This window comes from Actinobacillus succinogenes 130Z (assembly GCF_000017245.1).
Lineage (GTDB): Bacteria > Pseudomonadota > Gammaproteobacteria > Enterobacterales > Pasteurellaceae > Exercitatus > Exercitatus succinogenes.
Genome location: NC_009655.1, coordinates 273,245 through 297,661, shown reverse-complemented (window position 1 = coordinate 297,661; position 24,417 = coordinate 273,245). Strand labels below are relative to the sequence as shown.

Sequence of the window (24,417 nt, the reverse complement as noted above, 5' to 3'; positions counted from 1 at the left end):
GCACTTTTAACCTTTCAAGGACTCGCTTATGCAATGTGTAAATGTTGAACTCAAAGAACGCCGTTATCCCATTTATATCGGTGAAGGTTTATTGACGGATAGCTCGGTTTATCCGCTGAAATCCGGCGACAAAGTAATGATTGTCACAAACGAAACCATTGCGCCGCTGTACCTTGAAACTGTAACCGACACCTTGAACCAAATCGGTTGTCAGGTCAGCCATGTCTTATTGAAAGACGGCGAAAAATATAAGACTCTCGGTTCGTTAAATCAAATTTTCACAGCACTTCTACAAGAAAACCACGGACGCGACACCACGTTAATCGCTCTCGGCGGCGGCGTGATCGGTGATGTGGCGGGTTATGCCGCCGCCAGTTATCAACGCGGAATAAAATTCATTCAGATTCCGACGACTTTGTTGTCGCAAGTGGATTCTTCCGTCGGCGGTAAAACGGCGGTGAATCATGAACTGGGTAAAAATATGATCGGCGCGTTTTATCAGCCTATCACCGTCATTATCGACACGACCACTTTGAACACTTTGCCGAAACGGGAAGTGAACGCCGGTCTGGCGGAAGTGATTAAATACGGTGCGATTTTGGATTATCCGTTCTTTGAATGGCTGGAGCGGCATATCGATAATCTGGTAGCGCTGAATCAGCAGGATTTGCAATACTGTATCGCCCGCTGTTGCCGGATTAAAGCCGACGTCGTGGCTCGCGATGAAACGGAAAAAGGCGATCGCGCCCTGCTGAATCTGGGGCATACCTTCGGTCATGCTATTGAAACCCATCTCGGTTACGGCAACTGGTTACACGGTGAAGCGGTGGCCGCCGGCAGTATGATGGCGGCGGCATTATCGGAAAAACTCGGTAATTTAGCCCGAACGGACGTAGCACGTGTGGAAAAACTGTTCGCCCGCGCCAACCTGCCGACCCTCAGTCCGGACGGCATGCAACCGGAAGATTATTTGCCGCACATGATGCGTGATAAAAAAGTACTGGCCGGAAAGTTGCGCCTGGTACTGCTGAAAGCCTTAGGGCAAGCTTATGTCGCGACAGATACCGATCCCGCGTTGGTGCTTGATGCGATTTATGCCTGCACGCAAACCGATTGATTTTCATGACCAAGCATATCCGCAAAACCAAACCGACGAAATACCGCTCGTTTTTAAAATGGGCGGGCGGTAAATACCGCCTGACGGACGATATCAACAGCTTACTGCCGAAAAAGAAAAAATGCTTGGTCGAACCTTTTGTCGGTGCAGGCTCCGTGTTCTTAAACAGCCACTACGAACGCTATATTCTGGCGGACATCAATCCCGATTTAATTAATCTGTTCAACGTATTGAAACAGGATGTGGAATGCTATATCGCAGCACTTAAACCGGTTTTCTTTCATCCGAACGCTAACACACCGGACTATTATTACGCACGGCGTGAGGAATTCAACCAAAGCGGGGATGTATTTCTGCGTTCCGTTCTGTTTGTTTATCTCAATCGTTTCGGCTTTAACGGCTTATGCCGTTACAACGCCAACAACGAATTCAACGTGCCTTTCGGTTCTCATAAAACTCACTATTTCCCCGAAAACGAAATGCGTTATTTCGCCCAAAAAGCGCAAAGTGCGGTATTTATTTGCGGCGATTTTCAAGAAACTTTCCTCCTTGCCGACGAACATTCCGTTATTTATTGTGATCCGCCTTACGCCCCGCTTCACCAAGATAGCAATTTTACCAAATATGCCGGCAATAATTTTTCTCTTGAACACCAGAAAGCCTTAGCGGATCTGGCACATCAAACACGGATTGAACGCAGAATCCCCGTTGTGATTTCAAACCACGATACCCGCTTTACCCGTGAAATTTATCAAAAGGCCGAATTAAAAAAAATACGGGTGCAACGAAGTATCAGTCGAAAATCCGAGCGTCGCTTAAAGGTTAACGAACTTATTGCCGTATTTAATCCTAAAAGAAACATCATGCCTTAAACGGCGGATTTTCCGCACTCATTATTTCCGGCTAAACATACAATGTCCGATTGTGCGCATTCAAGGTAATATACTTTAATTTCAATTAATTAACCGATAAAACGGAATGCAGTTCACGTTTGCGATAAAAAATATAAAAAAAACTTGATACTGTGTTTTATACCAGTTAATATATGCACGAATTTACAGATAAACACTTAAAGGATTTCATATGGCAACTCCGAACGATAAAACCAAACCTAGCGCGGAAGAAAAATCAAAAGCATTGGCTGCCGCATTGGGACAAATTGAAAAACAATTTGGTAAAGGCGCAATTATGAAACTGGGCGATCGGCCGGATATGGATGTTGAATCCGTTTCAACCGGTTCCATCGGCTTAGACGTAGCGTTAGGGATCGGCGGTTTACCTATGGGACGCATCGTCGAGATTTTCGGACCGGAATCTTCCGGTAAAACCACGTTGACTCTTTCCGTTATAGCGCAAGCGCAAAAAGCCGGAAAAGTCTGCGCCTTTATTGATGCGGAACACGCTCTTGATCCTATTTATGCTGCTAAATTAGGTGTCGATGTAAAAGAACTGTTTATTTCTCAACCGGATAACGGTGAGCAGGCACTTGAAATCTGCGACGCATTAGTCCGTTCCGGCGCCATTGATGTGATTATCGTAGACTCGGTGGCGGCATTAACGCCTAAAGCGGAAATCGAAGGTGACATGGGCGATGCGCACGTAGGTTTACAGGCGCGTTTAATGTCTCAGGCATTACGTAAATTAACCGCCCAAATCAAGTCCTCCAATTGCCTGGTGGTCTTTATCAATCAAATCCGAATGAAAATCGGTGTAATGTTCGGTAATCCGGAAACCACTACCGGCGGTAATGCATTAAAATTTTATTCTTCAGTCCGTTTGGATATCCGTCGTATCGGTTCGGTCAAAGCCGGCGATGAGATTATTGGTAACGAAACCCGCGTGAAAGTGGTGAAAAACAAACTGGCGGCACCGTTCCGGACTGTAGATTTCCAAATTATGTACGGCGAAGGGATTTCTAAAAACGGTGAATTAATCGAATTGGGAGTAAAACAAAAACTGGTGCAAAAATCCGGTGCCTGGTTTGCCTATGAAGGACAAAAAATCGGACAGGGTAAAGCCAATGCGATGAAATGGCTGGCTGACAACCCGGAAAAAGCGGCAGAACTTGAAAGTAAGATCCGAGCGGAATTCCAAGAAAATCCGGAAAAAACGTTAATTGCCGAACTTGACGGTTCCGGTAAAAATACTGAACTTGATGACAGTGAAGATACGGTTAATTTCGAATAGAAATCGATCGGAACGCCCGCGAACATATAAATTGTGATGAGAGATAAGAGCGGTGAAAATATCAATAATTTTCACCGCACTTTTTTCATTAAAATCCCATTTTCAGATAAACGCTGACAGGGTAGGAATTAAACACGAATAAAATTCAAAAAATGTTATGGATACAGAAAGTCGCCCATCCAATCTCCAACTCGCTCTCGGTTATGTAGTGAATCTGCTCGCCCGTCGGGAATACAGCGAATATGAAATTCGTTGCAAAATGCAGGAAAAAGCCTTTGATGAAGAAGATATCGAAGCGGTAATCGCTCATTGCCAGCAGAAAAATTGGCAAAGCGATCGCCGTTTTACTGAAAATTATTTGAATTTTCGTGCGCAGCGCGGCTACGGACCGGTAAGAATCAAACAAGAACTCCGCCAGCTGAAAGGGATTTCTTCGGATATTATTGAAGAGGTATTATTAGAGAGTGATATTGATTGGAGTCAAATAGCACGTCTGGTACTTGATAAAAAGTTTCCGGCTTTCAGGGAAAAGCAAAATCCGCAAGCCAAACAAAAAATCTGGCGCTATATGCTTTCCCACGGTTTTCATTCCGATGATTTCGCCGATTTTATCGGTAACGGTGATAGTTTTGATTAAAACTACGTATTTCGCGATCGATGGAAAAATCATTGGATGGTTGAAAAATAAACGGTATAATGACTGCACTTCAAGGCAACAGAACTTTCATGTTGCCTTTATTTTTCGGTTAAGGTAATAACAAAAAGATGATTAATAAAATTTTTACATGGTTCGAAAGTCGTATTGACGCATATCCGGACGGACAGCCCGATCCTCCGCGAGAAGGGCTCGGGGGCTTTATCTGGTCAAGTCTGGACGGGTTAAAAGGCTGGATCGCTTTTTTTGCTTTTCTGACCATCGGTACCGGTGTTATTGAAGCCATGCTGTTCCAATTTATGGGAAAAATTGTCGACTGGCTCGGTACCTACACACCGGCAACCTTATGGTCGGAAAAAGGACATTATCTCATCGGCATGATGCTCGTTCTGGTGTTGAGTATCGGTTGGACATTTTTGACGTCCGCCGTACGTCTGCAAACCCTGCAAGGGGTTTTCCCTATGCGTTTACGGTGGAATTTCCATCGTTTAATGCTGGGACAAAGTTTAAGTTTCTATCAGGACGAATTCGCCGGACGGGTTTCGGCAAAAGTTATGCAAACCGCTCTTGCGGTACGGGATACCGTATTAACGGTCGCCAATATGGTGGTGTATGTCGGTGTCTATTTCATTACATCGGGTGCAATTCTGATCGCCTTCGACGGCTGGTTATTGGTGCCGTTTATTATCTGGATCGGTATTTTTACCTGTATTCTGTATTTTTTAATCCCTAAATTAGCCCGCACGGCGGAACGTCAGGCGGATGCCCGCTCGCTGATGACGGGACGCGTCACCGATGCTTATTCCAACATCACTACAGTAAAATTATTTTCGCACGGTGCGCGGGAGGCGGCGTATGCCAAAAGTTCCATGGAAGAATTTATGGTCACCGTGCATGCCCAAATGCGTCTGGCGACCGTGTTAGATACTCTGACTTACGCAAGCAATATTTTCTTAACCTTAAGCACCGCAATTTTAGGTATTATGCTTTGGTATCAAGGTGCCGTCGGTGTGGGGGCTATTGCTACCGCAACGGCAATGGCATTACGAGTTAACGGACTGGCACACTGGATTATGTGGGAATCCGCCCGTTTATTCGAAAACATCGGTACCGTCAACGACGGTATGACAACCCTGTCGAAACCGCATACTATTGTGGACAAGCCGAACGCCTCACCGTTAATGGTGAAACAAGGCGAGATTAAATTCGATCACGTTAATTTCGCTTACTCACCGGATAAACCGTTGTTGCAGGATTTCAATTTAACCATCAAACCGGGTGAAAAAGTCGGTTTAATCGGACGTTCTGGCGCCGGAAAATCCACTATCGTTAATTTACTTTTACGTTTTTATGAAGCGCAAAACGGTACTATTACCATCGACGGACAAAACGTATTAGACGTGAAACAGGAAAGCTTACGCGCACAAATCGGTTTGGTGACGCAGGATACTTCGCTGCTCCACCGTTCGGTACGGGATAACATTATTTACGGACGTCCGGATGCCACGGAAGCGGATATGATTTCTGCCGCGGAACGTGCCGAGGCCGCCGATTTTATCCCGCTGTTAAGTGATGCGCAAGGCCGTCGCGGTTACGATGCTCATGTAGGCGAACGCGGAGTGAAATTATCCGGCGGACAACGGCAGCGGATAGCTATTGCCCGCGTAATGCTGAAAGATGCACCGATTTTGTTACTGGACGAAGCAACCAGTGCCCTCGACAGTGAAGTGGAAGCGGCAATTCAGGAAAGTCTGGATAAAATGATGGAAAACAAAACCGTTATTGCTATTGCTCACCGTCTATCTACTATTGCGGCGATGGATCGGCTGATTGTGTTGGATCAGGGAAAAATCGTAGAACAGGGTAGCCATGCGGAATTACTGGCACAACACGGTTTATATGCCAAATTATGGCAACATCAGAGCGGCGGTTTTTTAACCGAACATGATGACTGATACAGGAAGCCTGGGCAATCGCTCGGGCTTTGTTTTAACGCATGTGGAATAGAGGATGAACAATTATTATCTCGGTATGATGTCAGGTACCAGTCTAGACGGCGTAGATTTGGCGTTAGTGGATTTTAATCACGACACAGCCCGCATTGTTGCTGTCGGCTTTATGCCGATGCCTGAAAATTTGCGGCAAAAACTGACCGCACTTTTACATGAAGGGCATTCCTCGCTACAAAATTTAGGGGAGATTGATCATCAACTCGGACTGCTTTACGCCCAAAGCGCCAATCAGTTTCTTGCCGAACATACCGTCTCCGCCGAACAAGTCCGAGCGATCGGCTGTCACGGACAAACGATTTGGCATTCGCCGCATGGTGATTTTCCGTTCAGCATGCAGATTGGCGATATGAATCTGGTTGCCGCGCAAACGGGTATTGCGGTAGTAGCCGATTTCCGACGCAAAGATATGGCATACGGCGGACAGGGTGCGCCCTTAGTACCGGCATTTCACCAAGCGGTTTTTGCCTCGCCGCAGTATTTAACCGTTGTTCTCAATATCGGCGGTATCAGCAATATTTCTATTCTGAATCCTCATGCCGTCACCACCGGATACGATATAGGGCCCGGCAACACTTTGCTGGATGCCTGGATTGAACGACATCTGGGACGGCGTTACGATAAAAACGGCGAATGGGCAAAAACCGGGACAATAAATCAGACATTATTAAACGCGCTGTTGAATGAACCTTTTTTCCGCCGAACCGCACCGAAAAGTACAGGGCGGGAACTATTCAATCTGCCGTGGCTGGTAAAAAAATATCCAAATCTGACCGCACTTTCAGCGCAGGACGTGCAACGCACTTTGGTGGAATTGACGGTGCAAAGCATTACCCGGGAATTAAACCGCATTCACACCGTTTTACCTTGTCGATTACTGGTGTGTGGCGGCGGTGCGCACAATCCGTTAATTCTACAAGGACTGAAAACCGGCTTGCCGCACTGGCAAACCGCCATCACTACGGAATACGGTATGCATGCGGATTATGTAGAAGCCGCAGCGTTTGCCTGGCTGGCTTATTGCCGCATGAACCGGCTGCCGAGCAATTTACCCGCCGTAACGGGCGCCGCAAGTGCGGTCAGTTTAGGCGTAATTTATCCGAAGGAATAACATGACAGAACAAAATTTACTGCAATCGCTGGCGCAAATGGTGACGGAACAACGCAATGCCAACTCTATAGACATTGACCGCCTGAATGCCGCTGAAATTGTAAAGATCATCAATCAGGAAGATAAATCGGTTCCCTTTGCCGTAGAACAATGCCTGCCGCAAATTGCGTTGGCGGTGGAAAAGATCGTCACCGCTTTCCGGCAAGGCGGACGTTTAGTTTATATCGGCGCAGGTACCAGCGGACGATTAGGTGTGTTAGATGCTTCGGAATGCCCGCCGACTTACGGCGTACCGTCCGACATGGTAGTCGGCATTATCGCCGGCGGCGAGCGGGCATTACGCCATCCCATTGAAGGCGCGGAAGACAATCCGCAGCAAGGACAAGCGGATTTGGAGAATATTCACTTTACCGCTAAAGATGTCTTGGTCGGTATTGCGGCAAGCGGGCGTACGCCTTATGTTATCGGTGCGCTGAACTATGCTAAATCTCTGGACGCAGTGACCGTCGCCATCACCGGTAATCCCGGCTCCGCCATGACACAAATCGCCGACATCGCTATTGAAGCCGTAGTCGGACAAGAAGTACTGACCGGCTCGAGTCGCATGAAATCCGGCACAGCACAAAAATTAGTGTTGAATATGCTGACCACCGCCAGCATGATTTTAATGGGAAAATGCTATCAAAATCTAATGGTGGATGTGCAGGCGAGCAACGAAAAACTGCGGGCTCGCGCCGTTCGCATTGTGATGCAGGCGACGGAATGCAGTAAAGACGTCGCGCAAGAAACATTGCAACGCGCGGATAACAACGCCAAATTGGCGATTATGATGGTTCTCAGCGGGCTGGAAAAAACAGACGCTGCGCAAGTATTAGACCGCCATCAAGGTAAATTACGTCAGGCATTGGCGCAATAAATAAAGTCATCCGTAAACTAAACTGATATCATCATGGATACGACGTTTTCTCAAAGGTTATTTTGCTGTCCTTGTTGATGGATAGTCTAAGTAAGAAGGCCGGTTTTCATGCTTTTACCGTACGTTGTCAGCTTACCGCTCGGCTTAACAAAAGTGTTGAATCAGCTTAGTCAGCAAATCTCGGGTCGGTCGAATAAATTCGGCGGACAGAAATTCATCGGGCTGGTGCGCTTGTTCGATAGAACCGGGCCCGAGCACTAAGGTCGGACACAATTCCTGAATATAGGGGGCTTCGGTACAGTAATTCACTACTTCACATTTTTCACCCAACAATTTTTCCACTACCCGAACCACTTGAGCGGAATGTTCACATTCGTAGCCGGGCGTAGGTTCATGCAGGTTTCGAATGGAAATACGGTCGCCGTATTGCGCGAACATCGGCGCCAGTTTTTGCCGTAACATTTCGTCTAAATCCTCCAACCGCATTTTCGGTAACGGACGAATGTCGAAATGCAATTCGCAGCAAGCGCAGATCCGGTTCACCGCATCGCCGCCGTGAATAGCGCCGAGATTCATAGTCGGATAAGGAATTTCAAAATCGGCGTGATGGTATTTTTCCCGTAACTCGTTACGCATTTGCAGCAAATAACCGGTGGCTTCATGCATGAGTTCAATGGCGTTAATACCTTTGGACGGATCGCTGGAATGGCCGGATTTTCCTACAATACGCAATCCTTTGCCGATATGTCCTTTGTGGGCGCGAACGGGACGAAGTGAAGTCGGTTCGCCGATGATGGCGCAATCCGGACGAATATGGGTGTGTTTCACGAACGTACGGGTGCCTAACATGGTGGTTTCTTCATCGGCGGTAGCCAAAATGCGCAACGGTTTGGTCAGCTTGGTTAAATCGATTTGCTGAACGGCGTCCAGCACAAAGGCGAAGAAACCTTTCATATCCGCGCTACCCAAACCGTAAAACTTACCGTTTTGTTCGGTGAGTTTAAAGGGATCGAATGTCCAGCGGCCTTGGTCGAAAGGTACGGTATCCGTATGCCCTGCCAGCAACAACCCGCCTTCGCCCTGGCCGTAAGTGGCAAGCAGGTTGTATTTATCATTGCTGCCTTCAACCGGCAAAATATCGGTTTTAAAGCCTAAGTCCGCCAGCCAGTTCGCCAGCAATTCAATTAAAGTGCGGTTGGAAATATCGTTATTTTTGTCGATGTCGCTGACGGTCGGAATGGCGATCAACTGCGAGTACATATCGAGAAATTGAGGATGCGATTTCATTGCGTTTGCCTGTAAATTAAAGGTTGATTTTTAAATATTTATGCAGAATAATAGCATAATTAATCACTAAAAAGGTTTTCTATACATTATACAGGATTGATTATGGCACAAAAAGCAATCGTTGTCGGGGCAAGCGGTTATACCGGCGCGGAATTAGCGAAAATCTTAACCCGCCACCCTGAATTCGAACTGGCGGGACTTTATGTTTCCACTCATAGTGCGGACGCAAATAAACCGATTTCGGCACTTTATCCTCAACTTCGTACGATTTGCGATTTGCCGCTGCAACCGCTGCCGGAAGATTTAACCGATATTGCGCAAAACGCGGATTTGGCATTTTTCGGTACGGCGCATGAAGTCAGTCATAATTTGGTGCCGGTTTTCCTGAAAAACGGTTGTAAAGTGTTCGATCTGTCCGGCGCGTTTCGTGTCGATAACGGTGAATTTTATCGCCAATATTACGGTTTTGAACATCAATATCCGGAACTGTTAAAACAGGCGGTGTACGGTTTGGCGGAATGGAATCGCGAGAAAATCGCGCAAACGAATTTGGTCGCGGTAGCCGGTTGTTATCCGACAGTTTCTCAGTTAAGTCTCAAGCCGTTGATTGAAAACGAATTGCTGGATCCCGACCAGTTGCCGGTGATTAACGCGGTGAGCGGTGTGAGCGGCGCAGGACGTAAAGCCAGTCTGACATCCAGTTTCTGCGAAGTCAGTCTGAACGCTTATGGCGTGTTCAACCACCGCCATCAACCTGAAATCGCCACGCATTTAGCGACGGAAGTGATTTTTACGCCACATTTGGGCAACTTCAAACGCGGTATTCTGGCAACTATTACGGCGAAACTGAAAGCTGGCGTAACGGAGCAACAAATTCGCGCCGCTTATCGGCAATATTATAACGGTTGTCCGCTGGTTCGAGTGTACGAACAGGGCTTGCCGAGCATTAAAGCGGTGGAATTTACCTCTTATTGCGACATCGGTTTTGCTACCAAAAACGGACATATCATTATTGTCGGCGCAGAAGACAATCTGTTGAAAGGCGCAGCGGCACAAGCGGTGCAATGCGCCAATATCCGTTACGGCTTCGACGAAGTATCGGGTCTAATTTAGACGATATGCGGTTTATGCGCTTCATAACAATATCAACCCCGGCGCGGCAATACGTGCCGTTATAGAAAAGAAGAAAAATATGAGACCATTAGTGATTAAATTGGGCGGCATCTTACTGGATACGCCGGCGGCGATGGAAAATCTGTTCAACGCACTGGCAAAATATTTGCAAAATTCCGACCGCTCTTTGCTGATTGTGCACGGCGGCGGCTGTGTCGTAGATGATCTGATGAAACGGTTGAATCTGCCGGTTCGAAAGAAAAACGGCTTGCGTGTGACGCCGAGCGATCAAATCGATATCATTGTCGGTGCCCTGGCGGGAATCGCGAACAAAACGCTGGTGGCGCAGGCGGCGAAATTCAAACTGAATCCCGTGGGGTTATGCTTGGGGGACGGCGAATTAACCGCGGCCAAACAATTCGATCCAGAATTAGGCCATGTAGCCGGCGTAATCGCCCGCAATCCCGCTTTGCTGGATAATTTGCTGTCCGGCGGTTTTTTACCGATTATCAGTTCCATTGCAGTGGATGAAAACGGTTTACTGATGAATGTCAATGCGGATCAGGCGGCGACAGCGATTGCATCGTTAATTGATGCGGATTTAGTAATGCTGTCCGATGTGGACGGCGTGCTGGATGCGGACAAAACCTTGCTGTCCGAATTAAACTCTGCGCAAATTGCACGATTAATTGAAAATAAAGTCATCACCGATGGTATGATTGTCAAAGTGAATGCGGCGTTGGATGCGGCTAAAATTCTCAATCGCGGAGTAGATATCGCCAATTGGAAATATCCCGAAAAACTGACCGCACTTTTTGCCGGTGAGATTATCGGAACGCGTATTGCGCCGTAACTAAAATAACGGGACACAGGCATTGCACCCGGGCAATCATTCCCAAACAACATATGATAAGTATTAAATAAAGGAAAAAATTATGGCTCTATGGGGCGGTCGCTTTACACAGGCAGCCGATAAGCGGTTCAAAGATTTTAACGATTCACTGCGTTTTGACTATCGTCTGGCGGAGCAGGATATCGAAGGTTCTATCGGCTGGTCAAAAGCACTGGTCAGCGTAAATATTTTAACGCAGGACGAACAGCGACAGCTGGAAAAAGCACTGAACGAGTTACTAATCGAAGTGCGGTCGAATCCGCAGGCGATTTTACAGGATGACGCGGAAGACATTCACAGTTGGGTAGAAAGTAAGCTGATCGATAAAGTCGGCAATCTGGGCAAAAAACTGCACACCGGCCGTAGCCGTAACGACCAAGTGGCGCTCGACATCAAAATGTGGTGTAAAGCGCAGGTGCTGGAATTACAAAAAACCGTACGCGAATTGCAGGCAAAATTGGTGTTGACTGCGGAAAATACACAGCATGCCGTGATGCCGGGTTACACCCATTTGCAACGTGCACAGCCCATTAGTTTTGCCCATTGGTGTATGGCGTATGTGGAAATGCTGGAACGCGATTACACCCGACTGGGCGACGCTTACCAACGTATGAACGCTTGTCCGTTGGGCAGCGGTGCGCTGGCCGGCACGGCGTATCCGATTGATCGCGAACAGTTGGCGCAGGATTTGGATTTCGCCTCCGCCACCCGAAACAGTCTGGACAGCGTATCCGATCGCGATCACATCATCGAATTGTTGTCTACCGCTTCTTTGAGTATGGCGCATTTGTCGCGTTTTGCCGAAGATATGATTATTTTTAACAGCGGTGAAGCGGATTTTGTGGAATTATCCGATCGCGTAACCTCCGGTTCTTCATTAATGCCGCAGAAGAAAAATCCCGATGCCTGCGAATTAATCCGCGGCAAAACCGGACGGGTCATCGGCTCGCTGATGGGTATGCTCACCACGGTGAAAGGGTTGCCGCTGGCGTACAATAAAGATATGCAGGAAGATAAAGAAGGTATTTTCGACGCATTGGATACTTGGCACGACTGCTTAACCATGGCGGCGTTCGTGCTGGAAGATATTAAAGTGAACGTAGAACGTACGCGCGAAGCGGCGCTGAAAGGCTATTCCAACGCGACGGAATTAGCGGATTATCTGGTGGCGAAAGGCGTACCGTTCCGTGATTCCCACCATATCGTGGGCGAAACGGTAGTGTATGCCATCAAAGTACATAAAGGCTTAGAGGATTTAACGGTGGATGAATTCCGTCAGTTCAGCGATGTGGTGTCTGACGATGTGTACGATATTCTGTCGTTACAATCCTGTCTGGATAAACGTTGTGCCAAGGGCGGCGTGTCGCCGCTGAGAGTGGCGGAAGCCATTGCCGACGCCAAACAGCGTATCGGATTAAACGCTTGAAAATCAGACCGCACTTTCGGAAAAACAGTGAAAGTGCGGTCGTTTTTTAGCTGATTTTTAATGTCGGATGTTAACCGATAATCCGCAATAAAACCGGCTGAAAAGCGGATTTTCGGGCTGCTTTGCGAGTAAAAATTTTTACAATGATAAAAGACAGTGCGGTCAAAAAGAAAATAAATATCGTGCGTATCAATTCGTTCGGCAGCCAGGCCTCACCGACGAATGTGGCGATAAGCAGCGTCACTAACGGTACCGCATAAAGCCAGAATGCAGACGCCATCAGCGAGCGTTCCGGCAAACCGATTTCCACCAACTGCCCCCGCTTAACAGGTGTCAGCGTTTCCACCGCAAATAAATGTTCCCCCTGTTCACCGGTTAACCCGGCAAGGGCCGCCGTACCGCAGGCGTTGCGAGCCGTACAGTTACCGCAGGCGCTTTTGGTTTGACATTTTACCGTCGCCTTGCCGTCGTCGTAATACACGACTACGGCTGTTTCCGTCATCATAAATGCTATATTCCCTTAAAATTTTAAATCTTGAACAATACGTTTTGCCGTACCGATAGGTAATTGTCCGATTAAAGTAATCTCTTTATCGTTCACCGTTTCGCTGTAAATGGTAACGGCGCCATGCCGTAACGAGCTGTTTTGTGCTTCGTCTTTTTGTCCGTCGGAGACGAAAATCTCAAAAGTAAACAAACCGTCGCTGTAAAACCGGCTTTCCGTGTTATTGCCTTCGTCATCCGTCGTTTCCGTTTTACGGATTTGTCGAAAACCTTGCGGCAACCAGTTTAATTTCCAGTTTGAGCTTTTACCCGGTCTGCTTTGGGCGCTAATTAACGGCGGAAACGGTAATTGTTCAACGCTTTCAACAAAAGGCAGCGGCGTCTCGCTGACGGCCAGTTGAATTATACGGAACTGATCGAGCAGTACGCCGTCTTGATCCAGCAAATCGCTGCGTAACAATAAATGCGTTTCTTCGTCAATAAAAGCGACATAACGGTAGCGAAAATTATCTTTCGGAGTAATCCGTACCATTTGCACCATGCGATCAGCGATGCGGTTGCGCCCCAGTGCGGTAAAATCATAATATTTCGCCAGTTTGTTGAAATTCGCTTGCATTAACGGCGGCAGGTTATCCACGATATATTTCGATTTCAGCGTAAAAGGTGCCATCTGAGGACGAAAATAACTCACCATATCGTCCCGTTGGATAATATCCCGTTTTACGCCGTCCATTGTTGTCATTTGTGCGTATTTTTTGTTTTCTTTAAGGCTGTAACGATATTGCAACGCGTGATTGTTGCCGTTGTCGTTCTGCACAAAAATGAACTGATAATTTAATTGCTGTTCTGCCTGTGTCATGGAGTTCAGTAACTGTTGCGGAGAAAGTTCCTCACCCGCCCAAACAGGGGCGGCGAGCAAAAAACTGAGTAAACAGGCGAAAAGTGCGGTCGGTTTTTGCAGGATTTTTAACATTTGCAGGGATTCCAATATGGGCGTTATCTGACAAATAAAAAATCACCACCCCGAAAGGTGGTGACGCTGTTAAATGGGAAAATTATTTTTGCTGCTGGCTGATGTCCACGCCTTCGGCATTGACACGACGTTGCAATTCATAGTTTTGTAACAGCGCACCGATACGCTTGTTTTTTTGTTCGAGCTGTTGCGATGTGACAATATCTTTTTCCGGTGCATTATAGCTTACCGCACGCACGCTGTTGTTAAAAGGTAAAGTCTGCAACACCGGCGTATCTTCGGTTTTATCCGCCTGAGATGCATTGAAAGACTGTACGCCTAACACCGCAACCAAACACACCCCTGCCGCTACGGCAACTTGCATCATCGGAGCGAACGTCGCTTTGATTTTTTGCATAAACGGTAAGGTTTTCGCCTCTTCAGGCGTAGGTTGGGAAATCATTGCCGGCTCGGCATCAATCAAGGCTTCCATTTTCGCCGTGAAATCCGCCCCTAAAAACACGGCGGTTTCATCACGCATGACGGAACGGATAGTATGGAAATTGCCCCAGCTTTTTTGCAGCTCCGCATCACGACATAATTCCGCAGTAAGTGCGTTACTTACGTTTTCACCGTCCATATAGGCTGAAAGTAACTCTTTTTGCATAATTTTTCCCCAGTTTATTCATTTAACGCTGAAGCAGCGGATTAATTTTGTTTTCCAGGATTTCCCGCGCACGAAAAATACGCGAACGTACCGTTCCTACCGGACAATCCATAATTTCGGCAATTTCCTCGTAACTTAAACCTTCCAGTTCACGCAGGGTAATTGCGGTTTTGAGTTCTTCTTGCATGCCTTCAATGGTATCGAATACCACTTTACGCAACTCGTTAGACAGTAATTCGTTTTCCGGCGTATCCACACCGCGCAAATTCCCGCCTACATCATAACTTTCGGCATCTTCCGCCAAAATATCTTCATTCGGAGGACGACGTCCTTGTGCCGTTAAATAGTTTTTTGCCGTGTTTACCGCAATGCGGTAAAGCCATGTATAAAAAGCACTTTCACCACGGAAAGATTCTATTGAGCGATACGCTTTAATAAAGGATTCCTGAACCACATCCGGAATATCGTTACGCGAAATATAGCGCGTCAATAAACCCGCCACCTTATTCTGGTAACGGGAAACCAATAGGTTAAAGGCTTTTTTATCGCCTTGCTGTACTCTTTCTACCAAGGCCTGATCTGTTAGCTGTTCAGCCATAATACTCCACTTTGTCAGCCCTAAGATTTCAGAGAAAAGCTTATTTGCTTTCTTAGAGCAAAATGATTCTAAAAAGTTCCTTTAGCATCAATAAAATTCTTAAGAAAATCTTAAGAGGTGATATTTAATTTCTGATGAATTTCGTCTACCATTGCCTGTAACTCGGCATCTGGTGCGGAAGTGCGGTTAAAAAACCATGAGAAAAGTTGCAAATCCGAACAAGCTAAAAGCCGTACAAATACGGCTTTTTTCTCGTCGGGCAAGGCCTCGAAATGCTGTTGATAAAATGGCATTATCACTTTATCCAGTTCCAACATGCCGCGACGGCAGTCCCATTCAAGACGTAATTTATTGTATTCCATATTTTTTCCTACGGGGAAAGGCGTTCTTTCACCCAAATCTGATTTTCCAAACGATAACGAATGCGATCGTGCAATCGGCTCGGACGACCTTGCCAGAATTCGATAGTATCCGGCTCTACGATATAACCGCCCCAATGCGGCGGACGCGGTACGTTTAACGGATGTTGCGCTGCAACTAACGCCGCTTTCGCCAACAACACATTTTTACCGGAAATAACCGCACTTTGCTCACTGGCCCAGGCTCCGACGCGACTGGTATAGGGGCGGCTGGCAAAATATTCGTCGGATTTGATTTCATCCAACTTCACCACATGACCTTCCACCCGAACCTGACGCTCCAATTCCGGCCAGAAGAAATTCAGGGCGGCAAACGGATTCGCCGCCAGGGATTTCCCTTTCCGGCTTAAATAATTAGTAAAGAAAACAAAGCCTTGCGCATTTACTTCTTTTAATAATACCACACGACTGGTCGGTTTGCCATTTTCCCCGACGGTCGCGATGTTCATCGCCGTCGGTTCGTTCACTTTTGCCCAAATCGCTTCTTTAAGCCACTTTTCAAACTGTTTAATCGGATCGGCGGCACAATGCTTTTCCGATAATTCACGTTTGGTGTAGTCTTCGCGAATGTCGTGTAATTCCATGTTATGCTCCGTTGTACTTTTTCTGCAGTATAAAGCGGTTTCGGTAAAATCGCAAAGTGCGGTCGTTTTTTCGCTAATTTTTGGAATTTCCGTTATAATTCGGGCGAAATTAAGTTTAAAAACAAATTGGCTGCCCTCGTGTCGCACATGAAGCCAATGGGATGGGAACTACCGTCATGAAAATAATTATTCTGGGCGCCGGACAAGTGGGAACGACGCTGGCTGAAAATTTAGTAGGTGAAGATAACGATATTACGCTGGTAGACAATGCGGAAGCGCGATTGGAACATTTGCAGGATAAGCACGATTTGCGCGTAGTGCGCGGTGTGGCGTCGTCTCCTGCGGTATTGCGCGAAGCGGGTGCCCCCGATGCGGATTTGCTGGTGGCGGTCACCAGTTCCGATGAAGTCAATATGGTCGCTTGCCAAGTGAGTTACACGCTGTTCAATACGCCGACCAAAATCGCGCGGATTCGTCAGAATGATTATTTACGCGAAAAGGATAAATTGTTTTTGCCGGAAGTGTTACCGATCGATCACATTATTTCACCGGAAAAACTGGTAAGTGATGAGGTGGTGCGTCTGATTGATTACCCCGGTGCGCTGCAAGTGGCTCATTTCGCCGATCAGCGCATCAGCTTGGTAGTGTGTAAAGCTTATTACGGCGGTCCGTTGGTGGGGTATGCCATTTCCGCGCTGCGCGAACATATGCCGCACATCAATTGCCGGATTGTGTCGATTTTACGCCAGGATATTACCATTCGTCCGCAGGGCTCCACCATTATCGAAGCTGGCGACGAAGTGACGTTCATTTGTGAAACCGCCTATATTAAAGCCGTGATGTCCGAATTGCAGCGTCTGGAAAAACCTTATAAACGGGTCATGATTGTGGGCGGCGGTAATATCGGTGCCAGCGTGGCGAAAAGGTTGGAACACAGTTGCATCGTGAAACTGATTGAACGTGATGCCGCCAAAGCGATGGTATTATCCGAGAAATTGTCAGACACTTTAGTCTTTCACGGCGACGCGTCGGATCAGTCTTTATTGTTTGAAGAACATATTGAAAATATCGATGCGTTTATTTCGCTTACCAGCGATGATGAAGCCAATATTATGGCTTCGTTGCTAGCAAAACGGCTCGGCGCGAAAAAAGCACTGGTATTGATTCAACGCATGGCGTACATCAACCTGATTCAGGGCGGAGCGATAGATATCGCCATTTCACCGCAACAAGCCACTATTTCCGCTTTGTTGGCCCACGTGCGGAAAGGCGATACGCCAAATGTCGCTACTTTGCGCCACGGTGTGGCGGAAGCTTTGGAAGTGGTCGTTCACGGTGATGAAGCCACATCATCGGTGGTAGGACGTAAAGTATCCGAACTGAAATTACCGAACGGTGCGATTCTGGGAGCGATTTTACGTCAGAATGACGTGATTATTGCCAAGAAAGACGTCGTGTTGCAGGATGAAGATCACGTAGTGGTCTACGTAAGCGATAAAAAAATGGTGCCGGACATTGAAAAACTATTCCAACCGAGTGCCTTTTTTATCTAAAAAACGAACAAATACCGCTATACAATGAACATCATTCCAGTATAATACAATTTCTTCTCATTACTATTAAGGACAAATTTATGAGTTTTATCAAAGAGTTTCGCGAATTTGCCATGCGTGGCAACGTGGTGGACATGGCGGTCGGTGTGATCATCGGCGGTGCATTCGGTAAAATCGTCAGCTCGTTGGTCGGTGATGTTGTCATGCCGGTATTGGGTATTCTAACCGGCGGGGTCGATTTCAAAGATATGAAAATGGTACTTGCTGAAGCGGTAGGGGAAACGCCGGCGGTTACGTTGAATTACGGCATGTTCATTCAGAACGTTTTTGATTTCATCATTATTGCTTTCGCTATTTTCCTGATGATTAAAGCTATCAACAAGCTGAAAAAACCGGCGGAAGAAGCGCCGAAAGGTCCGAGTCAGGAAGAATTATTAGCGGAAATTCGCGATTTGTTAAAAAAATAATCAGTAAAAATCTTCTCCGCAGGGAGGAGATTTTTTCTTTTGTAAAAGGAAAAAAGATGACGCATGCAACCCCGCAGGAATTACAGGCCGAAACCCGGGAAATTATCGAAAACCTGTTAAACGACGGCAGTGATCCGAATGCCCTGTATATTATCGAACACCATATTGCCCATTATGATTTCGATAAGTTGGAAAAAATCGCAGTAGATGCGTTCAAAGCCGGTTATGAAGTATCGGATGCCGAAGAACTGGAAGACGATAACGGTAAACCGCTGTACTGTTTCGACATAGTGGCGGAAGTGGAACTGAAAGCGGAAATTATCGACGCGCAACAGCAGCAACTCGTCCCATTGGTGGCCAAACACGGCGGTATTTATGACGGCTGGGGCACATATTTTGAAGATCCGAATGCCGACGAAGACGAATACGGTGAAGACGGCGAATTCTTTGATGACGAATTCGCCGATGACGACGAAAAACGTTAGTTCTTCGCTGTTATTTCAGCTAAAAAAACTATGCGCCGTATAGGGTTCTTTCTCCGGGCTGCATTGCAACTCACAATAGCGCGCCGAAAGCGCGGTTTAATTAACCGTGCTAAGAGATAAAATCGACCGTACTGTTAACCGAAAACTTCATCTAATAACGATTAATCCTCATGTTAAAGTGCGGTCAGATTTTAAGGAGTTTTTTATGAAAAAATTAGCGTTAATCCTATTGGCGGTGCCTTTCGCGCTGGCGGCTCAACCATCGGAGCGAGTTGCGGTAAACAACCGCATCGACTTTTCCGTAGAAGTTCAAAAAGAAGTGCCGATGGATGTGCTGCAAGTGCGACTGTTCGTACAGGAAGAAGGCAAAGACCTCAAAACTTTACACAAGACCGTCAATGAAAAAATCCAGTCCGCATTAAGTAAAATTAAAGCGCAACAGACGGTGACAATACAAAGCAATCAGCGCAATACCGCTGCGCGCTATGACGGGAAAGGACAAAAAAACGGTTGGATTGAACGCGCGGATTTTGTACTGGAAAGCAAAGATTTTTACGCTTTATCGCGACTGGCGGACGAAGTTTCCGACCAGCTTTCCATTGAATCTATTCAGGCATTGCTGTCAGCGGAAGCTAAAGCGCAACTGGAAGATGAAATGACACAGGCGGTACTGGTAAGATTCCGCAGTAAAGCCGAAGTAATTCGAACCGCTCTGCAGGCGAAAGGTTATTCGCTGGTGCAGCTGAATCTGCCGAAAATAAATACGGAACGATTCGAATACGATAATATGACGGCGACATCGTTGCGTATGGCCAAAATGGAAACGGCAAGCGTACCGGTTCAGCTGGAAAGCGGTACGACGCAAATTAAAGCGGTAGCGAATGCTACTATCGATTTGCAGTAACCCGCATTGTATATATGCGTAATAATGACAGAGGAAGATTAATCCGATACAATAGCGCGCAATTTAACTTGTAATTAAGGATCATAAATGAAAGCAGCAAAAAATGTAGTGGTGAGTATTGCTTACCAAGTCCGTACCGAAGACGGCGTATTAGTGGACGAAGCACCGGCGAACCAACCGCTTGAATATTTACAGGGTCATAACAATTTGGTCATCGGTTTGGAAAAAGCCTTGGAAGGTAAAGAAGTCGGCGATAAATTTGAAGTTCGTGTCAAACCGGAAGAAGGTTACGGCGAATACAACGAAAATATGGTGCAACGCGTACCGAAAGACGTGTTCGTAGGCGTGGACGAATTAGAAGTGGGGATGCGTTTTATTGCGGATACGGACATGGGGCCGTTGCCGGTGGTGATTACCGATGTGGCGGAAACGGAAGTGACGGTTGACGGTAACCACATGCTGGCGGGTCAGGAATTACATTTCACGGTTGAAGTGGTGGCGACCCGCGAAGCGACGCCTGAGGAAATCGCGCACGGTCATATTCATTCCGGCGATCATGATCACGGACACGGCGGTTGCGGTTGTGGCGGTCATGGTCACGACCATGAGCACGGTCACGGTTGTTGCGGTGGCCACGGACACGATCATGAACATGGTCACGTCGGTTGCGGCGGCCACGGGCATCATCACGACCATGAACATGCGCACGGCGAGGGTTGCTGCGGAGGACACGGCAAAAAAGAAGGTCACGGACACGGTGGCTGCGGCTGCGGCGGTCACGGACATTAGTCGTAAAAAATTTATATTACACCCTTTCAAATCTCATTATGTTGTTAGGGACGTCTGTTTCGATATTCTCAAAGGTGATTGCTTGTGTAATCACCTTTTTATTTTTAATAGTGCCATTGTTTGCTCAGACCACAGTATTTCTCATTATTTTGCGTATTTGAGGGATAAATCGAATCGTTATGTTCGCCGTTAATTAATCATTTGTGCTGCACTATATGAATCTATCTGCTATTTAAATCAGATTGATGCTTCGCAGCAGTATGATAAAGCGGACTACGAAGAACGATTGGAAATGGCGCAAGTTATCGGCGACATCAGCCAAAACCAAATCGACATTCAGTGGACTCACGAAAGTGAGAAAGGCGAAAACCAACCGTCAACAAGCAGAAGCGGTGCTAAACGACCGAAACGCCACGGCAACGGAAAAAGCCGAAGCACGGCAAATTAAAGCGCAGTCCGAGCAAATGTGACAGGTGAAGCGGTCACCAACCTCATCACCAAAAGATCGGTTTAAAAAGAAATGATGTTAGATTGAGACTTTTCAATATTGATTTATGTGTGTGAAAGCGCGGTCAAAATTCCAAGCGTTTTTACATGAAAAACACCGTGAAAATCAACCGCACTTTGGGGCGATGAATGTTATGGTTGTGCGGTTACGCCCAATATTGATTGATCTGTTCGCGAATGGCTGCGGCGGTTTGCTGACCTTTTTCTCCCACTAATGCGCGGCCGGCAATGAAGGCTTTGGCATTTGCGATTTCTTTGAATAAATGAATATCCTGCGGAACAATGCCGCCGGTGATAGAAAGCTGAAGGCCTAAATCCGAGAGTTTTTTCATTAATTCCACATCTTCCGGCGTCCAGCCTTTGCCGGCTAATTCCGCGTCGCGGGAACGGTGGTAAATGGCTTGTTGTACGCCTAATGCCACCCAGTCTTTGGCGTCGTCTAATGTCCAGTTGCCGTAAATTTCGATTTGGATTTCTTTTTTCACTTTCAGATCCGGGTGGGCGGCGTTAAATTCGTCCGCGACTTTTTTGCAGGCGGCTTTGGTGGCCGGGTGGGCGGCGGCGGAAACCGTTAACCAGTCGGCACCGGCTTCAAATGCCATTTTAGCTAAAATAGCGCCGCCGTCAGTGGTTTTTAAGTCGCATACAATGATGTGATTCGGGTGTAATGCACGTAAGACAGAAACGGCTTTCATGCCTTCGGCACATGCGAGAATAGTACCTATTTCGATAATTTCTACCGAATTTTCGGCTTGTTTGGCGTCGGCGACGGCTTTTTCCAGGGTGAGTGAATCTAATGCGATTTGAAGTAATGGTTTGCTCATTTGATTTTTCCTCTGTCAGATTTGAAATTATGGTAAAAGTGCGGTCGAAAATAACGATGTTTTTATTCGCTTAATGCGGCGTCAATGACCGCCAGCACTTCTTCATTGGTTTGGCAACGCAGGATTTTGCCGAGATCGACGCCGCTTTCGCTGTCCGGATCATCCAGCGTTTGGGTGATTTCCATTAAGCCTTCCATGTGTTTGTCGGAATCGCTGCCTGCCAGTGTGATAAATACGGAAACCGGTTCGTCTTCACCCTGGAAAGCGACGGGTTCTTTCAGTGTCACTAGGGCGAATGAGGTTTTGATGACGCCTTCTTCCGGTCGGGCGTGCGGCATTGCCAATCCCGGTGCCAGAATGATGTAAGGACCCATTTTTTCGATATTATCGATAATATGATCGTAATAACGCGGTTCGATGGTGCCTGCCGCCACCAATAAATCCGTGCCGATTTTAATGGCTTCTTTCCAATCGGCGGCGGTTTGGTTGAGTTTGATGGAATTATTTTCAATGAGTGATTCTTTTAGCATGCTAATCTTCCTCCTGTTTGCGGATAGTATCCGTTCTTTCCGCGATTAAATCGAAAAGAACGGTACGCGATTATTGTTCCGTATGTTTTTTGATGAGTTCTACTAATTCATCGCCGAATGAATTCGGATTCAGCATATTTTTCACGCCGAGCACGGATTTGCCTTCGCCGACGTCAATTTCATCGGCTAAATGCTGTGAGGCGACGATGATGTCGATTTCACTGAGTTTGCCTTTGTAATCGGTGACGGCGCAGGAATCCATGATATTCGGAATGCCGCGTTTATCCAAATAACCTTTAATTTTCATTTTCATCATCATGGACGAACCCTGACCGGAACCGCACACGGCTAAAATGCGAATCGGACGCACACCGTCTTGTTCGGCGACGGATTCTGCCTGCATGGTTTCCGTTTCGGCTTCTTCCTCTAAACCGTAACCGTCCATTTGTTCCAGTGTTTTACCGGCTGCGGCTGCGGCGGCTTCGTCTGCGCGTAATTTGCTAGAGGCAAAGTACATATAAATTAAAGACAGCGCAACTAAAATGAAGAAAAAGAATGGAATGCTGACAATACCTTGTAAGATTGGCGGGAATAATAACGCCCAGTCCGCCATACCCATCCAGCCGTTAAAGGTAGTACCTTGACCGGCTAACAGTTGAATAACCCAAGCGGAGCCTAAGACTTCGATGATCCCCATGACAAAACAGATTTTCATCACGGCTTTCCAGCCGCCGAAATGGTTGGAGAATACGCCGATGGTGGCGTTCGAGAAGAACATCGGGATAAATCCCGGGATGATCAGAATCGGTGCGCCCACAGCCAGCAGAATGCCCACTGCGACGAACTGACCGATAGCCCCCCACATGAAACCGAATACCATGGCATTCGGCGAGAAAGCGTAAATCGCCGCACAGTCGATTGCCAGCACGGCATTCGGAATTACGCGCTCGGAAATCCCTTTAAAGGCTTCGGATAATTCCGCTACGAACATTCGTACGCCCATAACGATAACCTGAATGGCAACGGCGAATTTTAAACCTGTTTCAAGAATATAGATGGTCCAATGGGTTTTTCCCGCCATGGATTGCAGATTTTCCAGACCGAAAGAAAGCAAAATGATGCCGAAGAATACGGACATGACAATGGCGGTTGCGGAGATACTGTCGTGGAAAATATGCAGCCATTTCGGTAAGTCCATATGATCAACGTTATCGTTTTTATCACCCAATTTCGGCGCGATTTTAGTAGCAATCCAGGACGCCACCTGCTGTTGGTGGCCGATGGAAAAACCTGCGCCGCCGGTGACGGACTGCGTGGCTTTATACATGATATTAGAGGAAATACCCCAATATAACGCCATAATTACGGCGGTATAAATCACGGTTTCCCACATGGAGGCGCCGATAATCATATAGAACACGGCAACCAAACCCGCCTGCTGAAACATGATATGTCCGGTCAGCATGATGGTGCGGATGCCGGTGAAGCGTCTGAATATCACAAACAAAATATTGATAGCCAATGCCAGTAATACGGCATAACCGACCCAGGCGTAATTTTCACCCATAGTTTGGATGGTCGCCTGCATACTGGTGTACGGGTCGATCACCGCGCCGGTTAAACCGTGAAATTTAGCCAGATTATCAATGATGGGTTTGAAGCCTTGCACCAAGGTGGCGGCACCTACCTGTACCAGCATAAAGCCGACGATGGTTTTAATTGTTCCTTTGATTACGGTAGCGGTATCTTTTTTTAGCAGAATGTAACCTATACAGGCAACGATACCCAGTAATAAAGGGGCTTTTGAAAGGATCTGTTCGTTGATCCACATAAAGATTTCCATAGCGATTCTCCTATGATGATGAGAAAAGGTATAGTTCATGCACGGTTTTACGGCCGAACATTACCTATCGGCATGCAT

At 46.9% G+C, this 24,417-nt stretch carries 26 protein-coding genes; 16 read left to right on the top strand and 10 right to left on the bottom strand.

Annotated features, from left to right (window positions below):
- Positions 1 to 28: 28 nt before the first annotated feature.
- The 7 genes from aroB (at position 29) to murQ (ending at position 7,995) form a co-directional block, all read left to right on the top strand.
- Entirely contained in the window at positions 29 to 1,117 is a 1,089-nt protein-coding gene (gene aroB, locus ASUC_RS01370; protein WP_011978918.1) for a 3-dehydroquinate synthase, read from the top strand.
- A 5-nt stretch (positions 1,118 to 1,122) separates the two neighbouring features.
- On the top strand, positions 1,123 to 1,989 hold the full coding sequence (locus ASUC_RS01365) for a Dam family site-specific DNA-(adenine-N6)-methyltransferase (RefSeq protein ID WP_011978917.1): 867 nt from the start codon (positions 1,123 to 1,125) through the stop codon (positions 1,987 to 1,989).
- A gap of 211 nt (positions 1,990 to 2,200) precedes the next feature.
- Positions 2,201 to 3,304: a recombinase RecA gene (recA, locus tag ASUC_RS01360; RefSeq protein ID WP_011978916.1), complete on the top strand. Its 1,104-nt coding sequence runs from the start codon at positions 2,201 to 2,203 to the stop codon at positions 3,302 to 3,304.
- A 157-nt stretch (positions 3,305 to 3,461) separates the two neighbouring features.
- Positions 3,462 to 3,941 (top strand): recombination regulator RecX, encoded by a 480-nt coding sequence (recX, locus tag ASUC_RS01355; protein ID WP_011978915.1) that lies wholly within the window; start codon positions 3,462 to 3,464, stop codon positions 3,939 to 3,941.
- A gap of 128 nt (positions 3,942 to 4,069) precedes the next feature.
- Positions 4,070 to 5,914: an ABC transporter ATP-binding protein gene (locus tag ASUC_RS01350; RefSeq protein ID WP_011978914.1), complete on the top strand. Its 1,845-nt coding sequence runs from the start codon at positions 4,070 to 4,072 to the stop codon at positions 5,912 to 5,914.
- Positions 5,915 to 5,969: 55 nt separating this feature from the next.
- Positions 5,970 to 7,079, top strand: coding sequence for an anhydro-N-acetylmuramic acid kinase (locus ASUC_RS01345; RefSeq protein WP_011978913.1), 1,110 nt, complete (start codon positions 5,970 to 5,972; stop codon positions 7,077 to 7,079).
- Between the two features lies 1 nt (position 7,080).
- Positions 7,081 to 7,995: an N-acetylmuramic acid 6-phosphate etherase gene (gene murQ, locus ASUC_RS01340; RefSeq protein ID WP_011978912.1), complete on the top strand. Its 915-nt coding sequence runs from the start codon at positions 7,081 to 7,083 to the stop codon at positions 7,993 to 7,995.
- A 144-nt stretch (positions 7,996 to 8,139) separates the two neighbouring features.
- On the opposite strand, the gene argE is transcribed toward murQ, so the two are convergent.
- On the bottom strand, positions 8,140 to 9,282 hold the full coding sequence (gene argE / locus ASUC_RS01335) for an acetylornithine deacetylase (RefSeq protein ID WP_011978911.1): 1,143 nt from the start codon (positions 9,280 to 9,282) through the stop codon (positions 8,140 to 8,142).
- 102 nt (positions 9,283 to 9,384) lie between these two features.
- On the opposite strand from argE, the gene argC reads away from it, so the two are divergent.
- The 3 genes from argC (at position 9,385) to argH (ending at position 12,713) form a co-directional block, all read left to right on the top strand.
- A complete protein-coding gene (gene argC, locus ASUC_RS01330; protein ID WP_011978910.1) occupies positions 9,385 to 10,395 on the top strand; it encodes an N-acetyl-gamma-glutamyl-phosphate reductase in 1,011 nt (336 codons plus the stop codon).
- A 79-nt stretch (positions 10,396 to 10,474) separates the two neighbouring features.
- A complete protein-coding gene (argB, locus tag ASUC_RS01325; protein ID WP_011978909.1) occupies positions 10,475 to 11,248 on the top strand; it encodes an acetylglutamate kinase in 774 nt (257 codons plus the stop codon).
- 82 nt (positions 11,249 to 11,330) lie between these two features.
- Complete coding sequence (gene argH / locus ASUC_RS01320) at positions 11,331 to 12,713, top strand: argininosuccinate lyase (RefSeq protein WP_011978908.1); 1,383 nt, start codon at positions 11,331 to 11,333, stop codon at positions 12,711 to 12,713.
- Positions 12,714 to 12,783: 70 nt separating this feature from the next.
- On the opposite strand, the gene ASUC_RS01315 is transcribed toward argH, so the two are convergent.
- The 6 genes from ASUC_RS01315 to pdxH form a co-directional block, all read right to left on the bottom strand.
- Positions 12,784 to 13,218: a SoxR reducing system RseC family protein gene (locus tag ASUC_RS01315; protein ID WP_011978907.1), complete on the bottom strand. Its 435-nt coding sequence runs from the start codon at positions 13,216 to 13,218 to the stop codon at positions 12,784 to 12,786.
- A gap of 15 nt (positions 13,219 to 13,233) precedes the next feature.
- The gene (gene rseB, locus ASUC_RS01310; protein ID WP_011978906.1) at positions 13,234 to 14,190 is read right to left on the bottom strand and encodes a sigma-E factor regulatory protein RseB; all 957 of its coding nucleotides are present in this window, start codon (positions 14,188 to 14,190) and stop codon (positions 13,234 to 13,236) included.
- Between the two features lie 82 nt (positions 14,191 to 14,272).
- Entirely contained in the window at positions 14,273 to 14,836 is a 564-nt protein-coding gene (locus tag ASUC_RS01305) for a sigma-E factor negative regulatory protein (protein ID WP_011978905.1), read from the bottom strand.
- 22 nt (positions 14,837 to 14,858) lie between these two features.
- Positions 14,859 to 15,434 (bottom strand): RNA polymerase sigma factor RpoE, encoded by a 576-nt coding sequence (rpoE, locus tag ASUC_RS01300; protein ID WP_011978904.1) that lies wholly within the window; start codon positions 15,432 to 15,434, stop codon positions 14,859 to 14,861.
- A gap of 110 nt (positions 15,435 to 15,544) precedes the next feature.
- Entirely contained in the window at positions 15,545 to 15,796 is a 252-nt protein-coding gene (locus tag ASUC_RS01295) for an FAD assembly factor SdhE (protein WP_011978903.1), read from the bottom strand.
- Between the two features lie 8 nt (positions 15,797 to 15,804).
- The gene (gene pdxH, locus ASUC_RS01290) at positions 15,805 to 16,437 is read right to left on the bottom strand and encodes a pyridoxamine 5'-phosphate oxidase (RefSeq protein WP_011978902.1); all 633 of its coding nucleotides are present in this window, start codon (positions 16,435 to 16,437) and stop codon (positions 15,805 to 15,807) included.
- Positions 16,438 to 16,613: 176 nt separating this feature from the next.
- Here pdxH and trkA point away from each other — a divergent pair, with 176 nt between their 5' ends.
- From trkA to ASUC_RS11215, 6 genes are all read left to right on the top strand, one after another.
- On the top strand, positions 16,614 to 17,990 hold the full coding sequence (trkA, locus tag ASUC_RS01285; protein WP_011978901.1) for a Trk system potassium transporter TrkA: 1,377 nt from the start codon (positions 16,614 to 16,616) through the stop codon (positions 17,988 to 17,990).
- Between the two features lie 80 nt (positions 17,991 to 18,070).
- Complete coding sequence (gene mscL, locus ASUC_RS01280) at positions 18,071 to 18,457, top strand: large-conductance mechanosensitive channel protein MscL (protein ID WP_011978900.1); 387 nt, start codon at positions 18,071 to 18,073, stop codon at positions 18,455 to 18,457.
- A gap of 56 nt (positions 18,458 to 18,513) precedes the next feature.
- A complete protein-coding gene (rraB, locus tag ASUC_RS01275) occupies positions 18,514 to 18,942 on the top strand; it encodes a ribonuclease E inhibitor RraB (protein ID WP_011978899.1) in 429 nt (142 codons plus the stop codon).
- A 205-nt stretch (positions 18,943 to 19,147) separates the two neighbouring features.
- Positions 19,148 to 19,846 carry an SIMPL domain-containing protein gene (locus ASUC_RS01270; protein WP_011978898.1) on the top strand — a complete coding sequence of 233 codons (699 nt, stop codon included), beginning with the start codon at positions 19,148 to 19,150 and terminating at the stop codon, positions 19,844 to 19,846.
- An 87-nt stretch (positions 19,847 to 19,933) separates the two neighbouring features.
- Positions 19,934 to 20,635, top strand: coding sequence for a peptidylprolyl isomerase (gene slyD, locus ASUC_RS01265; protein ID WP_011978897.1), 702 nt, complete (start codon positions 19,934 to 19,936; stop codon positions 20,633 to 20,635).
- Between the two features lie 292 nt (positions 20,636 to 20,927).
- The gene (locus tag ASUC_RS11215; protein ID WP_156770512.1) at positions 20,928 to 21,083 is read left to right on the top strand and encodes a hypothetical protein; all 156 of its coding nucleotides are present in this window, start codon (positions 20,928 to 20,930) and stop codon (positions 21,081 to 21,083) included.
- Positions 21,084 to 21,288: 205 nt separating this feature from the next.
- Here ASUC_RS11215 and ASUC_RS01260 read toward each other — a convergent pair whose 3' ends face one another.
- From ASUC_RS01260 to ASUC_RS01250, 3 genes are all read right to left on the bottom strand, one after another.
- On the bottom strand, positions 21,289 to 21,966 hold the full coding sequence (locus tag ASUC_RS01260; protein ID WP_011978896.1) for a 3-keto-L-gulonate-6-phosphate decarboxylase UlaD: 678 nt from the start codon (positions 21,964 to 21,966) through the stop codon (positions 21,289 to 21,291).
- A 62-nt stretch (positions 21,967 to 22,028) separates the two neighbouring features.
- Positions 22,029 to 22,496: a PTS sugar transporter subunit IIA gene (locus ASUC_RS01255; RefSeq protein WP_011978895.1), complete on the bottom strand. Its 468-nt coding sequence runs from the start codon at positions 22,494 to 22,496 to the stop codon at positions 22,029 to 22,031.
- Between the two features lie 70 nt (positions 22,497 to 22,566).
- Complete coding sequence (locus ASUC_RS01250) at positions 22,567 to 24,339, bottom strand: PTS ascorbate-specific subunit IIBC (protein ID WP_011978894.1); 1,773 nt, start codon at positions 24,337 to 24,339, stop codon at positions 22,567 to 22,569.
- Positions 24,340 to 24,417: the final 78 nt, after the last annotated feature.

Excerpts from the sequence above, each read along its gene's own strand:
- argC (WP_011978910.1), top strand. The coding sequence starts at position 9,385 with ATGGCACAAAAAGCAATCGTTGTCGGGGCAAGCGGTTATACCGGCGCG.
- argH (WP_011978908.1), top strand. The coding sequence starts at position 11,331 with ATGGCTCTATGGGGCGGTCGCTTTACACAGGCAGCCGATAAGCGGTTC.
- murQ (WP_011978912.1), top strand. The coding sequence starts at position 7,081 with ATGACAGAACAAAATTTACTGCAATCGCTGGCGCAAATGGTGACGGAA.
- ASUC_RS01345 (WP_011978913.1), top strand. The coding sequence starts at position 5,970 with ATGAACAATTATTATCTCGGTATGATGTCAGGTACCAGTCTAGACGGC.
- argE (WP_011978911.1), bottom strand. The coding sequence starts at position 9,282 with ATGAAATCGCATCCTCAATTTCTCGATATGTACTCGCAGTTGATCGCC.
- ASUC_RS01305 (WP_011978905.1), bottom strand. The coding sequence starts at position 14,836 with ATGCAAAAAGAGTTACTTTCAGCCTATATGGACGGTGAAAACGTAAGT.
- rpoE (WP_011978904.1), bottom strand. The coding sequence starts at position 15,434 with ATGGCTGAACAGCTAACAGATCAGGCCTTGGTAGAAAGAGTACAGCAA.
- rseB (WP_011978906.1), bottom strand. The coding sequence starts at position 14,190 with ATGTTAAAAATCCTGCAAAAACCGACCGCACTTTTCGCCTGTTTACTC.
- ASUC_RS01365 (WP_011978917.1), top strand. The coding sequence starts at position 1,123 with ATGACCAAGCATATCCGCAAAACCAAACCGACGAAATACCGCTCGTTT.
- recA (WP_011978916.1), top strand. The coding sequence starts at position 2,201 with ATGGCAACTCCGAACGATAAAACCAAACCTAGCGCGGAAGAAAAATCA.
- ASUC_RS01260 (WP_011978896.1), bottom strand. The coding sequence starts at position 21,966 with ATGAGCAAACCATTACTTCAAATCGCATTAGATTCACTCACCCTGGAA.
- slyD (WP_011978897.1), top strand. The coding sequence starts at position 19,934 with ATGAAAGCAGCAAAAAATGTAGTGGTGAGTATTGCTTACCAAGTCCGT.
- ASUC_RS01270 (WP_011978898.1), top strand. The coding sequence starts at position 19,148 with ATGAAAAAATTAGCGTTAATCCTATTGGCGGTGCCTTTCGCGCTGGCG.
- ASUC_RS11215 (WP_156770512.1), top strand. The coding sequence starts at position 20,928 with ATGGCGCAAGTTATCGGCGACATCAGCCAAAACCAAATCGACATTCAG.
- ASUC_RS01350 (WP_011978914.1), top strand. The coding sequence starts at position 4,070 with ATGATTAATAAAATTTTTACATGGTTCGAAAGTCGTATTGACGCATAT.
- rraB (WP_011978899.1), top strand. The coding sequence starts at position 18,514 with ATGACGCATGCAACCCCGCAGGAATTACAGGCCGAAACCCGGGAAATT.
- ASUC_RS01250 (WP_011978894.1), bottom strand. The coding sequence starts at position 24,339 with ATGGAAATCTTTATGTGGATCAACGAACAGATCCTTTCAAAAGCCCCT.
- ASUC_RS01315 (WP_011978907.1), bottom strand. The coding sequence starts at position 13,218 with ATGATGACGGAAACAGCCGTAGTCGTGTATTACGACGACGGCAAGGCG.
- aroB (WP_011978918.1), top strand. The coding sequence starts at position 29 with ATGCAATGTGTAAATGTTGAACTCAAAGAACGCCGTTATCCCATTTAT.
- pdxH (WP_011978902.1), bottom strand. The coding sequence starts at position 16,437 with ATGGAATTACACGACATTCGCGAAGACTACACCAAACGTGAATTATCG.
- trkA (WP_011978901.1), top strand. The coding sequence starts at position 16,614 with ATGAAAATAATTATTCTGGGCGCCGGACAAGTGGGAACGACGCTGGCT.
- ASUC_RS01295 (WP_011978903.1), bottom strand. The coding sequence starts at position 15,796 with ATGGAATACAATAAATTACGTCTTGAATGGGACTGCCGTCGCGGCATG.
- ASUC_RS01255 (WP_011978895.1), bottom strand. The coding sequence starts at position 22,496 with ATGCTAAAAGAATCACTCATTGAAAATAATTCCATCAAACTCAACCAA.
- recX (WP_011978915.1), top strand. The coding sequence starts at position 3,462 with ATGGATACAGAAAGTCGCCCATCCAATCTCCAACTCGCTCTCGGTTAT.
- argB (WP_011978909.1), top strand. The coding sequence starts at position 10,475 with ATGAGACCATTAGTGATTAAATTGGGCGGCATCTTACTGGATACGCCG.
- mscL (WP_011978900.1), top strand. The coding sequence starts at position 18,071 with ATGAGTTTTATCAAAGAGTTTCGCGAATTTGCCATGCGTGGCAACGTG.